Below are 11,596 nucleotides of genomic sequence, written 5' to 3'. Positions count from 1 at the left end.
CCTCGACCCGCGCCGCCCTGTCGGGCCTGGCCTCGGCGCGCGCCTGGCCCTCGGCGCCCCGCCCCGTGCTCGCCGACGAGCTGTGGCCCGAGCGCGTGCTCTCCGGCGACGTGCGCGCCCGGCGCGCGCTCCTCGACGTCGTGTACCGGCCCCTCGTGGCCGCCGGCGGCGCCCTGGCGCAGACCGTCACGACCTACCTCGAGCAGGGCCGCTCCCTCGAGGCCACGGCCCGGCTGCTCTTCGTCCACCCGAACACCGTCCGGTACCGGCTGCGCAAGGCCGCGGACGCGACGGGGTGGGACGCCACCTCCCCGCGCGACGCGCTCGTGCTGCAGGTGGCGCTCGTCGTCGGCGCCCTCGCCGACGGCCCGGCGGCCCCCCGGCCGACCGGGGCCGGTGTCGAGGCCGCCGGGGGCCCCGCGCCGCCGAGCGACGCCGCGAGCTGATCCCGGACGTCGACGGCGGACGACGACGTCACCGGCGCCCCACGCGCCACCACAGCCCCAGGTCGTCACGGCTTGGAGCCGCCCGTCGACGCACCGTCACGCCCCGTCCACCCGCCGGCCACCGCCCGTTGTAGGAATGCTCCAAAGTCGCCGCCCGGGTGCTGTCGGCGTCCGCACCGCCCGGTCGCCCGCGCGCGCACCAGAGTCGAGCCGTGCTCGTCATCGCGTGCCCCGGCCAGGGGTCCCAGACGCCCGGCTTCCTCACCCCGTGGCTGGAGGTCCCCGGCTTCGCCGACCGGCTGCACTGGCTCTCCGTCGTCGCCGGCCTGGACCTCGAGGCCCACGGCACCACCTCCGACGCGGAGACCATCCGCGACACGGCCGTCGCCCAGCCCCTCATCGTCGCCAGCGGTCTCGTCTCGCTGCTGGCCCTCTTCCCGCAGCCCGCCGACGCCTTCACCGTCGTCGGCGCCGGGGCCGGCCACAGCGTCGGGGAGATCACCGCGGCCGCCGCGTCCGGCGTCCTGTCGGCCGAGCAGGCCATGGTGCTCGTGCGCGAGCGCGGCCGGGCCATGGCCGACGCCAGCGCGCAGGCGCCCACGGGCATGAGCGCGGTCGTCGGCGGCGACCCCGAGGAGGTCGCCGCGGTGCTCGAGCGCCACGGGCTCGTCGCCGCCAACGCCAACGGCGCCGGCCAGGTCGTGGCCGCCGGCACGCGCGACCAGCTCGAGGCCCTGCGCGGGGACGCGCCGGCCCGGGCCCGCGTCATCCCCCTGCAGGTCGCCGGCGCCTTCCACACCGAGCACATGGCGCCCGCCGTGCCGGTGCTCGAGCGCCTCGCCCGCGCGATCACCACGCACGACCCGCGCGTGCTCCTGGCCTCCAACGCCGACGGCACCGTGGTCCACGACGGGCGCGAGGTGCTCTCCCGCCTCGTCGCGCAGGTCGCGCGGCCCGTGCGCTGGGACCGGTGCATGGAGACCTTCGCCGACCTCGGCGTCACCGGCGTCCTCGAGGTCCCGCCCGCGGGCACGCTGGCGAACCTCGCCAAGCGCGCGCTGCCCGGCGTCGAGACCTTCGCGCTGAAGACGCCCGACCAGCTCGACGCCGCGCGCGAGTTCGTCGCCCGCCACGGCGAGCGCAGCACCGTGACGACGACGCCCACGTGGCGGCTCGTCGTCGCCCCGGCCAAGGGCGTCGTCCGGGTGCAGGGGCCTCGCGAGGAGGGCGCCCGCGTCGAGGCCGGCGCCGTCGTCGCCCGCGTGGAGGGCCTGCGCGACGGCGTCGACGCCAGCGCCCCGCACGGCGGCAGCGTCGTCGAGTGGCTCGTCGAGGACGGCGACCCGGTCTCCCCCGGCCAGCCGCTCGTGCGCCTGCACCCCGCCGGCGGCGCCGCGTGAGCGCCCCGACGACGGCGCCCGTGCTGCGCACGCGCCGCGGGCCCGAGCACGCCCGGATCATGGGCGTCGGCGCCTGGCGGCCCGAGCGCGTCGTCACCAACGAGGAGGTGTGCCAGCACATCGACTCGACCGACGAGTGGATCCGCCAGCGCACCGGCATCGAGGCGCGCGGCTGGGCCGACGCGGGCACCTCCGTCGTCGACATGGCCGTGCACGCCGGCGCCGAGGCGCTGGCCGCGGCCGGCGTCGAGCCCTCGCGGGTCGGCGCCGTCATCGTCGCCACGGTGTCGCACCCGTACCAGACCCCCGCCGCCGCCACCCAGGTCGCGGACCGGCTCGGCGCGACACCCGCTGCGGCGTGGGACGTCTCGGCCGGGTGCGCCGCCTTCTGCCACGCCGTCGCGCAGGCCGCCGACCTCGTGCGCGGGGGGACGTCGGAGCACGTGCTCGTCGTCGGCGTCGACAAGCTGTCCGACTTCACCGACCTCAGCGACCGCTCGACGGCGTTCCTCTTCGCCGACGGCGCGGGCGCCGTCGTCGTCGGCCCGTCGGACACGCCCGGCATCGGCCCGACGGTGTGGGGCTCCGACGGCTCGCAGTGGGACGTCATCCGCAACCGCACCTCGTGGCTCGAGCACCGCGACGCCGTCGCGGAGGCCGTGGCGTGGCCGGCGCTGCAGCAGGAGGGCCAGAAGGTCTTCCGCTGGGCGGTCTTCGCCATGGCGCCCCTGGCGCAGCAGGCCATCGACGCGGCCGGGATCACGGCCGGCGACCTCGCCGCCTTCATCCCGCACCAGGCCAACATGCGGATCATCGACAAGCTGGCCAGCCAGGTCGGGCTGCCGGAGCACGTGGCGATCGCCCGTGACATCCGCACGACCGGCAACACCTCGGCGGCCTCGGTGCCCCTCGCCATGCACCGGATGCTCGCCGAGGGCCAGGCGCCCTCCGGCGGCCTCGCGCTGCTCATCGGCTTCGGCGCCGGGCTGTCCTACGCCGCCCAGGTCGTCGTCCTGCCCTAGCGGCCACCCCGTCCCCCCGCCCCGGCGGGTCGCACCACCGCACCACGCAGACCAGCACCACCTGCCGACCAGCACGACCCCGACGGCGCGCACCCGGCGCGCCAGAGACGAGGAGCACGCACCCATGGCCCAGAGCGAGAACGAGATCCTCGACGGCATCGCCGAGCTCGTGAACGAGGAGACCGGCCTGCCCAAGGAGTCGGTCGAGATGGACAAGTCCTTCACGGACGACCTCGACATCGACTCGCTGTCGATGACCTCGATCGTCGTGCACGCCGAGGAGAAGTTCGGCGTGACGATCCCCGACGAGGACAGCAAGAACCTGCGCACGGTGCGCGACGTCGTCGCCTACATCCAGCAGGCCCAGGGCTGAGACGCCCTCCGCGCCGCACCGCCCCGGCACCGCCCGGGGCGGTGCGGTGAGCACCGGCGCCACCCCGCGCCCCGAGCGCACCGGCGCACCGCCGCCCGGCCCGCTCGCCCCCCGCACCTCCCCACCCACGACCCGGGTCACCGGACCAGGAGGACGTCCCATGTCCGAGCAGACGCCCCGCAGCGCAGCCGCGGGCACGAGCGGCGCCGTCGTCGTGACGGGGATGGGCGCCACCACCCCGCTCGGCGGTGACGTGCCGAGCACCTGGGAGGCGGCCCTCGCCGGCCGCTCCGGCGCCCGACCGCTGACCATGCCCTTCGTCGAGGAGCTCGGCCTGCCGGTGACCTTCGGCGGCACGCTGGCCGTCCCGGCGACCGACGTCCTCCCGCGGCACGAGTCCAAGCGCCTCGACCCCTCGGCGCAGTACGCCCTCATCGCCGGCCGCGAGGCCTGGGCGCAGGCGGGCGCCCCCGAGGTGGAGGGCGAGCGCCTCGGCGTGGTCGTCGCCACCGGCATCGGCGGCGTGACCACGCTCATCGGCGCCTACGACGTCCTCCGCGAGCGCGGCCCCCGGCGCGTGCTGCCCCTCACCGTGCCGATGCTCATGCCCAACGGCGCCGCCGGCGCCCTCGCCATCGAGTTCGGCGCGCAGGCGGGCGCCCACAGCCCCGCCTCGGCCTGCGCCTCCGGCGCGGAGGCCATCGCCTACGCCGCCGAGATGATCCGCACGGGTCGCGCCGACGTCGTCATCGCGGGCGGCACCGAGGCCGCGATCCTCGCGCTGCCCATCGCCGCCTTCGCGTCCATGCACGCGCTCTCCCTGCGCAACGACACGCCCGAGACCGCCTCCCGCCCCTACGACGTCACGCGCGACGGCTTCGTGCTCGCGGAGGGCGCCGGAGTCGTCGTCCTCGAGTCCGAGGCGCACGCGGCCGCCCGCGGCGCCCGCGTGCTCGGCACCGTCGCCGGCGCCGGCATCACCTCCGACGCCCACCACATCGCCGCCCCGGACCCGGAGGGCCTCGGCGCCACGCGCGCCATGCGCCTCGCCCTCCAGCAGGCCGGCGCGCAGCCGAGCGACGTCGTCCACGTCAACGCGCACGCGACGTCGACCCCGGTCGGCGACGTCGCCGAGGCCGTCGCCCTGCGCGCCGCCCTCGGCGGCGCCACCGACGGCGTGGCGGTGTCGGCCACGAAGTCGATGACCGGCCACCTCCTCGGCGGCGCCGGGTCCCTCGAGGCGATCTTCTGCCTCAAGGCGCTCGAGGACGGCCTCGCCCCGCCGACGATCAACGTCACCGAGCTCGACCCGCAGATCGACCTCGACGTCGTCCTCGACGAGCCGCGGAAGATCCCGAGCGGCCCCGACGTCGTCGCGCTCAACAACGCCTTCGGCTTCGGAGGCCACAACGCCGCCCTCGCGATCACCGGCCCCCGCGGCGGTGCGGCGTGAGCGCCGTCGCGGCGCCCGAGGCGGCGGCCGCCGCCGAGGTCGACCCCAAGGACCCGCTGCACCGGCTGCGGCTCCTCTTCGACGAGGGCAGCGCCGAGGCCATCACCCCCGCCGACGACTCGGGCATGCTCGCCGCCACGGGCACGGTCGACGGCGCCCCCGCCGTCGCCTTCGCCTGCGACGCCCGGGTGCAGGGCGGGGCCATGGGCTCCGCCGGCAGCCGCGTCATCCTCACCGCCTACGAGCGGGCGCTGGCCGACGGCGTGCCGGTCGTCGGCGTCTGGCACTCCGGCGGCGCGCGGCTGCGGGAGGGCGTCGTGTCGCTCGACGCCTTCGGCGCCGTCTTCGCCGTCATGACCCGCGCCTCCGGCGTCGTGCCGCAGGTCTCCGTCGTCGTGGGCCCGGCCGCCGGCGGCGCCGCCTACGGCCCCGCGCTCACCGACGTCGTCGTGCTGGCGCCCGAGGGCCGCGTCTTCGTCACGGGCCCCGACGTCGTGCGCTCCGTCACCGGCGAAGACGTCGACGCCGCCCGCCTGGGCGGGCCGGAGCCCCACGGTCGCCGCTCGGGCGTCGTGCACGTCGTCGCGGAGTCCCAGCACGGCGCCTACGCGCAGGCGCGCAAGCTGGTGCACCTGCTCGGCGCCCAGGGGGCGATGGACGTCGCCTCCGTCGTCGAGCGCGACCTGTCGGCGCACCTGCCGGACAACGTCAGGCGCGCCTACGACGTCCACCCGCTCGTCGACGACCTCCTCGACTCCCCCGCGGGGCACGGCGAGGACGACGGCTCGCTCGAGCTGCACCCGCGCTGGGCGCCCAACGTCGTGACGACGCTGGGACGCATGGGCGGGCGGACGGTCGGCGTCGTCGCCAACAACCCGCTGCGCCTCGGCGGCTGCCTCGACTCCTCCTCGGCGGAGAAGGCGGCGCGCTTCGTGCGGCTGTGCGACTCGCTCGGCGTGCCCCTCGTCGTCGTCGTCGACGTGCCGGGGTACCTGCCCGGCGTCGGCCAGGAGTGGGACGGCGTCGTGCGCCGCGGCGCCAAGCTGCTGCACGCCTTCGCCGAGTCCGTCGTGCCGCGCGTGACCCTCGTGACGCGCAAGACCTACGGCGGGGCCTACATCGCCATGAACTCCAAGTCGCTCGGCGCGACGCGGGTCTTCGCGTGGCCGACGTCGGAGGTCGCCGTCATGGGCGCCGTCGCCGCCGTGCGGATCCTGCACCGCCGCCGGCTCGCCGAGGTGCCCGCCGACGCGAAGGCGGAGGTGGAGGCCGAGCTGGCCGCCGAGCACGAGCAGCTCTCGGGCGGGCTCGCGCGCGCGGTGGAGATCGGCGTCGTCGACGAGGTCGTCGAGCCGGTGGCGACCCGCACGGCCCTCGCGGGTGCCATCGCCGCCGCGCCGCAGCGGCGCGGGCGGCACGGCAACATCCCGCTCTGACGCGGCTGCACGACGGAGGGGCACCCCCGAGGGGGCGCCCCTTCGTCGTGCCGTGGACGTGCTCCTGCCCGGACTTCACAGCCTTCGTCCGCCGACGAGGCGCCCGGGGCGGGACTTCGCCGCCTTCTTCCGCCGGGGACGAGCCGGGGAGGACGCGACGCCGTCGCCCTCCCCCGCCTGCGGCGTCGACCGCCGCCGGGTCAGCCGACGCGGTGCAGCCAGCGGACGGGCGCGCCGTCGCCGGCGTAGCGGAAGGGCTCGAGCTCGTCGTCCCACGCCGTCCCGAGGGCCAGGTCGAGCTCGGCGCGCACGTCGGCGGCGGAGTCGACGGCCGCCTCGAGGGCCGCGCGGACGCGGTCCTCGGGCACGAGGACGTTGCCGTGGACGTCGGTGACGGCGTGGAAGATGCCCAGCTCGGGCGTGTGGCTCCACCGGCCGCCGTCGACGCCGGGGCTCGGCTCCTCGGTGACCTCGTAGCGCAGGTGCGCCCAGCCGCGCAGCGCGGACGCCAGGCGGGCGCCCGTGCCCTGCTCGGCCTGCCACGACAGCTCGGTGCGGTAGGCGCCGGGTGCGACCGGCTGCTCGATCCAGTCCAGGGTCGCGGACACGCCGAGGACCCCGCTCGCCGCCCACTCGACGTGGGGCAGCAGCGCGCGGGGCGAGGAGTGCACGAAGAGGACTCCGCGCGTCAGTGCTCCGGGCATGTCAGACCCTCCTGTGTCGGTGGAGCGAGGTGCGTCTTCCCCAACGTCCTCGACCGACCGGCCAGGTGGCTCACGTGCACGTGCCGTGACGGCGCAGCGCCGTCGCGCGCATGCTGCCAGACCGTCGCCCGCGCCGCCAGCAGGTCCACCGCACCGGCGCCCCGGACGGGCGAGCCGGCGGCTGACGAGCGCACGATGGGCGCGTGAGCCCCCGCGAGCAGCCGCGCCGCCCGACCTTCCTCGGGCCGCGGGCGATGGACAGCCTGCAGGCGCCCGGTGACGCGGCCGGGCGGGAGGCGGCCGCGCACGCCACGGCTCGGCTGCTCGTCGAGGGCGCGCAGAGCTCCGGCGACGCCGAGGTCGCCGCGCGCCTCGTCGGCCTGGCGGACGAGCACGGCCTCGAGCTGCTCGCGCAGCTGTGGGCGGACGCCGCGCCCGAGTCCCTCCCCGGCGCGCTGTGGCGCCTGTACGTGCTGCGGCAGTGGGTGCACGGGGCTCCGTCGGAGGCGTCGCGGCAGTTCGACGAGGGACGGCGGCGGGCGCCCGTCCTCGAGGCCGTCGCCGGCGTCGCCGACCCGCCGGGCCCTGACGAGGTCCGTCAGCAGGTGGACGCCGTCCTGGCCGGGGTGGCGACGGGCGACTTCGCCGTCACGCTCGAGCGCGCCGCGGCCTTCGCCCGGGTCGTCGCCGTGGGGCGCGCCGACCTCGCCGACGAGGAGCCGTGGCCGGCCGCCGACGTGGAGGACCCTCTGACGACGTCCGCCGGGCGCCTCGTGCGCACCGCGGAGCACCTCGAGGCCTGCGCCGGTCGTTGGAGGTCCGGGTCCCTGCTCTGAGCGGGCGCCCGGTGCCGCGGCCGGCCGCCCGGGCGACGCCCCCGGCTCGCCTCCGCCGGCGCGACGTGGACGGCCGCCCGTGGTTACAGTGGTCGCGCGCCGGGCCGCGGTAGCCCCGGGCTCCACATGAAGCCGCTTCGAGCGGCCACGCGCCGAGAGGCGCTCCCGGCCCGGCGCACCTCTTCCCCCCGCACGCCCCCGGTCCTCACCTCGCCGCCGAGGCGGCGGGTCATCGGGCCGGCGGCGCGTCCGGCAGCGCCAGCAGCCATCCCGGCCCCCAGCAGCGGCCGGGCAGCCGGGCGCGCAGCCCGCGGTCGGCGGTCACGACGACCACCTCCGTCCCCGCCCCCAGGTCGCGGCCCAGGTGCCCCGCCAGCTCCACCACGGCGTCGTCGCCGCTGCCCTCGGCGAGCAGCACCTCCACGCCCGGCGCGGTCGGGTGCACGCCGGCTGCGCGCGCGGCGCCCTCGAGGACCGCGGCGACGGCCAGCACCCGGACCGGGGCGCCGTCGGCGCCCGCCACCGCACGACCGGGGACCAGCGCGAGCTGGGCCAGGAGACGCCGGGCGGCACCGGCGCGGTCGCGCCACCACCCGTCGGGACGGGACCCCACGACGTTGGCCGCGTCGACGACGAGCACGACGTCGACGAGGGCGACGGCGGCGACCGGCTCCTCCCCCACCAGCCCGAGGATGCCCCACGCGGGGCGGGGGTGCTCGGGCGCGCGCACCGGTCGGCCCCGCCGCCGGACCCCACGCCTCGCCGCCGGCGGCCTCGGCACCCATGCTGGGCGGCATGCACGACGACGCCGACGACCAGCCGACCACCGCGGACGACGGCCGCCCGCAGGACGCCGGCACCCGGTCGCGCGGGCCCGCCATCCCGACGATCTCGGTCAACGCCGCGGAGCAGGACCCCGACCCGAGCGAGTCGAGCAGCGACTCGACAGCGCAGCACGACAGCGCCGACTACGACAACGACCGGGAGGACCTCCCGCCGGGCCCGTCCTCCAGCGCGTGACCGCTTCGGGCGGACGCCGCCGCCGGGCCGCAGCCCTCCGCCTCGCCCCCGGGCCGGTCAGCCCCAGCCGGCGGCGCGCCGCGTCCCGGCGTCGAGCCGCCGTCCGACGGCCGCCAGCTGAGCGGGCGTGAGGTAGGAGGGGTTGCTCCCGAACGGGGCGCGCAGCACCTCGGCGCGGGAGAGCTCGCTCGCGGCCGCGAGCGAGGGGCGGGCGAGCGGGAGCCGCAGGAGGACGAGCTCGACCTCGACGGCGGGCTCCGCGTCCGGTCCCGCCACCAGGACGCCGACGGCGTGCACTCCCGGGTCCACCCGGCCGCTGAGCCACAGCAGGCACCGCTGGCCGGGCGCCATCAGCCCGAGGCGGTAGGAGGGGCGCACGCAGCGCCGCAGCACCAGGGACTCCCCCGGGCGCCAGGACGGGGCGAGGGCGCGCGGCGGCGCGCTGGTCTTGAAGACCCAGCACCCGAGGTCGTCGGTCTGCAGTCGCGCCACCGGCCCCATCGTCCTCGTCGCACGGCCGCCGTCGGACGCCGACGCGCGGCGGGGAGGGGCGGCGGGCTGCACGGGGGCGACTTCCCGCCACGACCACCTGCTGCCTCAGGAGGACTGGCCCAGGTCGGTCACGAGGCTGACGGCGACCGCGATGACGACGGTGCCGAACAGGTAGGCCAGCAGGGCGTGCCCGAGCCCCGTCCCGCGGATCGACTGCCCGGTGAGCTCGGTGTCCGCGACCGAGAAGGCCATCCCGACGGTGAAGGCGAGGTGGGCGAAGTCGCTGCACGCCGGTGTGGAGCGGTCGCCGAAGTCGACGTCGTCGTCCCCGTCCTGGTAGTGGGCGGGCGTACTTCAGGGCGAAGACGGTGTTCACCAGCGCCCAGGGCAGGACCACCACCAGGACGCAGTGATGACCGCGACGACGCCGACCGCGTCCTGGCCGGAGCGCACGAGGGCCTCCACGACGGCCACGAGGCTGCCCACCGAGGCGGTGAGCACGACCGCGTCGGTGACCCGGCTGCGGGCGATGGCACCGACGAGGGACCCGGACGCGCTCGCTCCGGCGGGAGCGGTCCGGGGGCGCGGGGCGTGCGCCCGGAGCCGGCCGGGCGAGCCGGGGCGACGTCCTGTAGGGCAGGTGGGGCTCGAACCCACGACCGGCGGATTATGAGTCCGCTGCTCTGACCGGCTGAGCTACTGCCCCTGGCGGGCGGCAGCCTAGCGAGCGCCTCCGACCGGGGCGTGCAGCAGCAGCGCCTCGCCCTGCCCTCCCCCGCCGCACAGGGCGGCGACGCCCGTCCCGCCGCCCCGCGCCCGCAGGTCGAGCGCGAGGGTCAGGGCCAGGCGGGCGCCCGAGGCGCCGATCGGGTGCCCCAGGGCGATGGCCCCGCCGCGGGGGTTGACCCGGTCGAGGTCGACGCCGAGCTCGCGCACGGAGGCGAGCACGACGGCGGCGAAGGCCTCGTTGACCTCGAGGACGTCGAGGTCGCGCGGCGTCAGGCCGGCTCGAGCGCAGGCGCGCTCGACCGCCCGCGCGGGCTGGCTCTGCAGCGTCGAGTCGGGCCCGGCCACGAGACCGTGGGCGCCGACCTCGGCCAGCCAGGGCAGCCCGGCGGCCTCCGCGCGCTCGCGACGCATGACGACGAGCGCGGCCGCGCCGTCGGACACCGGCGACGCCGACCCGGCGGTGATGGTGCCGTCGGGCCGGAAGGCCGGCGGCAGCGCCGCGAGGGCCTCCGGCGTCGTGCCCGGCCGCACGCCCTCGTCGACCACCACCTCGACCGGCTCGCCGCGGCGCCGGGGCACGAGGACCGGGGTGATCTCCTCGGCGGCGCGGCCGTCGGCCGTCGCGGCCGCGGCGAGGCGGTGGCTGCGGACGGCGAGGGCGTCCTGCTCCTCGCGCGTCGAGGCGCCCAGAGCAGTGACGGAGGCGTCCGCCGCGCGAGCCGCCTCCTCCACCTCGGTGAGGGCGCCCATCGAGACGTCGGTGAAGGCGTCCCAGAGGCCGTCGTGCGACGTCGCGTCCTGCAGGACGGCGTCGCCGAAGCGGTAGCCGCCGCGCGCGCCGGGGAGCAGGTGCGGCGCGCCGCTCATCGACTCCATGCCCCCGGCGACGACGACGTCCGCCTCCCCCGCCCGGACGAGCTGGTCGGCCAGGGCGACGGCGCGCAGGCCCGACAGGCAGACGGCGTTGACCGTGAGCGCCGGCACGGACATCGGCACGCCCGCGGCCGCAGCCGCCTGCCGCGCCGGGTTCTGCCCCTGGCCGGCCTGCAGGACCTGGCCCATGAGCACCTGGTCGACCTCGCCCGCCGCGACCCCGGCCCGCTCGAGGGCCGCGCGGATCGCGACGGCGCCGAGGTCGACGGCGCGCAGCGAGGACAGCGCGCCCTGGAGGCGACCCATCGGGGTCCGGGCGCCGGCGACCACCACGGAGACGCGCCCAGGAGCGCTCACGAGGGGGCGCTCACGACGGGGTGGCGGCGAGGTCGGGACGGCGAAGGACCGAGATCATGAGGACTGAGCTCCCGTGCGTCCTGGACGGCGCCCGCCCGCGACGCTGCGGAGGGCCGACCGCGAGGCTCCCGCGGCTGGATTCGAACCAGCAACCGTTCGATTAACAGTCGAATGCTCTGCCGTTGAGCTACGCGGGACCGTGCACGACCACCATCGGCGACCGAGCGCGACGAGATTAGCAGGACGAGCCGGGCGCTCACGCCGACGCCCCGCCCGGCCCCGCTCGTCGTCGCCGCGGACGCCGGGAGGGACGCCGTCGTCAGGCGCTCTCGGCCGCGCCAGCCCCGACGAGGGTGTGGATCTCGTCGATGAACAGGACGATGTCGCCGCGGGTGCGGATCTCCTTGAGCACCTTCTTGAGGCGCTCCTCGAAGTCACCGCGGTAGCGGCTGCCC

13 protein-coding genes, 2 tRNA genes and 2 pseudogenes are annotated in these 11,596 nt (G+C 77.4%); 8 read left to right on the top strand and 9 right to left on the bottom strand.

Features of this window, described 5'->3' with window-relative positions:
• From HLB09_RS07720 to HLB09_RS07695, 6 genes are all read left to right on the top strand, one after another.
• On the top strand, positions 1 to 446 hold a 446-nt coding region (locus tag HLB09_RS07720), incomplete at its 5' end, for a PucR family transcriptional regulator (RefSeq protein ID WP_171202809.1).
• A 212-nt stretch (positions 447 to 658) separates the two neighbouring features.
• Positions 659 to 1,846, top strand: a complete 1,188-nt coding sequence (locus HLB09_RS07715; RefSeq protein ID WP_171202808.1) for an acyltransferase domain-containing protein — start codon at positions 659 to 661, stop codon at positions 1,844 to 1,846.
• A gap of 59 nt (positions 1,847 to 1,905) precedes the next feature.
• Positions 1,906 to 2,868: a beta-ketoacyl-ACP synthase III gene (locus HLB09_RS07710; RefSeq protein WP_171202813.1), complete on the top strand. Its 963-nt coding sequence runs from the start codon at positions 1,906 to 1,908 to the stop codon at positions 2,866 to 2,868.
• A gap of 124 nt (positions 2,869 to 2,992) precedes the next feature.
• Positions 2,993 to 3,241: an acyl carrier protein gene (locus HLB09_RS07705; protein ID WP_123378484.1), complete on the top strand. Its 249-nt coding sequence runs from the start codon at positions 2,993 to 2,995 to the stop codon at positions 3,239 to 3,241.
• 160 nt (positions 3,242 to 3,401) lie between these two features.
• Complete coding sequence (locus HLB09_RS07700; RefSeq protein ID WP_171202807.1) at positions 3,402 to 4,694, top strand: beta-ketoacyl-[acyl-carrier-protein] synthase family protein; 1,293 nt, start codon at positions 3,402 to 3,404, stop codon at positions 4,692 to 4,694.
• Complete coding sequence (locus HLB09_RS07695) at positions 4,691 to 6,130, top strand: carboxyl transferase domain-containing protein (protein WP_322790068.1); 1,440 nt, start codon at positions 4,691 to 4,693, stop codon at positions 6,128 to 6,130. The genes HLB09_RS07700 and HLB09_RS07695 overlap by 4 nt, the downstream gene beginning before the upstream one ends.
• A 200-nt stretch (positions 6,131 to 6,330) precedes the next feature.
• On the opposite strand, the gene HLB09_RS07690 is transcribed toward HLB09_RS07695, so the two are convergent.
• Entirely contained in the window at positions 6,331 to 6,834 is a 504-nt protein-coding gene (locus HLB09_RS07690) for a DUF3145 domain-containing protein (protein WP_171202806.1), read from the bottom strand.
• Positions 6,835 to 7,037: 203 nt separating this feature from the next.
• On the opposite strand from HLB09_RS07690, the gene HLB09_RS07685 reads away from it, so the two are divergent.
• Positions 7,038 to 7,670: a hypothetical protein gene (locus HLB09_RS07685; protein WP_212770725.1), complete on the top strand. Its 633-nt coding sequence runs from the start codon at positions 7,038 to 7,040 to the stop codon at positions 7,668 to 7,670.
• 229 nt (positions 7,671 to 7,899) lie between these two features.
• On the opposite strand, the gene HLB09_RS07680 is transcribed toward HLB09_RS07685, so the two are convergent.
• Positions 7,900 to 8,400 (bottom strand): hypothetical protein, encoded by a 501-nt coding sequence (locus tag HLB09_RS07680; protein ID WP_212770724.1) that lies wholly within the window; start codon positions 8,398 to 8,400, stop codon positions 7,900 to 7,902.
• Between the two features lie 65 nt (positions 8,401 to 8,465).
• Here HLB09_RS07680 and HLB09_RS07675 point away from each other — a divergent pair, with 65 nt between their 5' ends.
• Entirely contained in the window at positions 8,466 to 8,690 is a 225-nt protein-coding gene (locus HLB09_RS07675; protein ID WP_171202805.1) for a hypothetical protein, read from the top strand.
• Positions 8,691 to 8,747: 57 nt separating this feature from the next.
• On the opposite strand, the gene HLB09_RS07670 is transcribed toward HLB09_RS07675, so the two are convergent.
• From HLB09_RS07670 to HLB09_RS07645, 7 genes and pseudogenes are all read right to left on the bottom strand, one after another.
• A complete protein-coding gene (locus tag HLB09_RS07670) occupies positions 8,748 to 9,182 on the bottom strand; it encodes a hypothetical protein (RefSeq protein WP_212770723.1) in 435 nt (144 codons plus the stop codon).
• Between the two features lie 105 nt (positions 9,183 to 9,287).
• Positions 9,288 to 9,512: pseudogene (locus HLB09_RS07665) on the bottom strand (DUF1345 domain-containing protein); the annotation flags it as partial.
• A 42-nt stretch (positions 9,513 to 9,554) separates the two neighbouring features.
• Entirely contained in the window at positions 9,555 to 9,683 is a 129-nt protein-coding gene (locus HLB09_RS19285; RefSeq protein WP_281359297.1) for a hypothetical protein, read from the bottom strand.
• A 131-nt stretch (positions 9,684 to 9,814) separates the two neighbouring features.
• A tRNA-Ile gene (locus HLB09_RS07660) sits at positions 9,815 to 9,888 on the bottom strand.
• A 14-nt stretch (positions 9,889 to 9,902) separates the two neighbouring features.
• Positions 9,903 to 11,141 carry an acetyl-CoA C-acetyltransferase gene (locus HLB09_RS07655; RefSeq protein ID WP_171202803.1) on the bottom strand — a complete coding sequence of 413 codons (1,239 nt, stop codon included), beginning with the start codon at positions 11,139 to 11,141 and terminating at the stop codon, positions 9,903 to 9,905.
• Positions 11,142 to 11,266: 125 nt separating this feature from the next.
• Positions 11,267 to 11,338, bottom strand: a tRNA-Asn gene (locus HLB09_RS07650).
• Between the two features lie 125 nt (positions 11,339 to 11,463).
• Positions 11,464 to 11,596: pseudogene (locus HLB09_RS07645) on the bottom strand (AAA family ATPase); the annotation flags it as partial.

This window comes from Pseudokineococcus marinus (assembly GCF_013004605.1).
GTDB lineage: Bacteria > Actinomycetota > Actinomycetes > Actinomycetales > Quadrisphaeraceae > Pseudokineococcus > Pseudokineococcus marinus.
This window is presented reverse-complemented; position numbering and strand designations above follow the sequence as displayed.

Coding starts and splice junctions, on each gene's coding strand:
- HLB09_RS07710 (WP_171202813.1), top strand. CDS start 1,906: ATGGGCGTCGGCGCCTGGCGGCCCGAGCGCGTCGTCACCAACGAGGAG.
- HLB09_RS07705 (WP_123378484.1), top strand. CDS start 2,993: ATGGCCCAGAGCGAGAACGAGATCCTCGACGGCATCGCCGAGCTCGTG.
- HLB09_RS07700 (WP_171202807.1), top strand. CDS start 3,402: ATGTCCGAGCAGACGCCCCGCAGCGCAGCCGCGGGCACGAGCGGCGCC.
- HLB09_RS07690 (WP_171202806.1), bottom strand. CDS start 6,834: ATGCCCGGAGCACTGACGCGCGGAGTCCTCTTCGTGCACTCCTCGCCC.
- HLB09_RS07675 (WP_171202805.1), top strand. CDS start 8,466: ATGCACGACGACGCCGACGACCAGCCGACCACCGCGGACGACGGCCGC.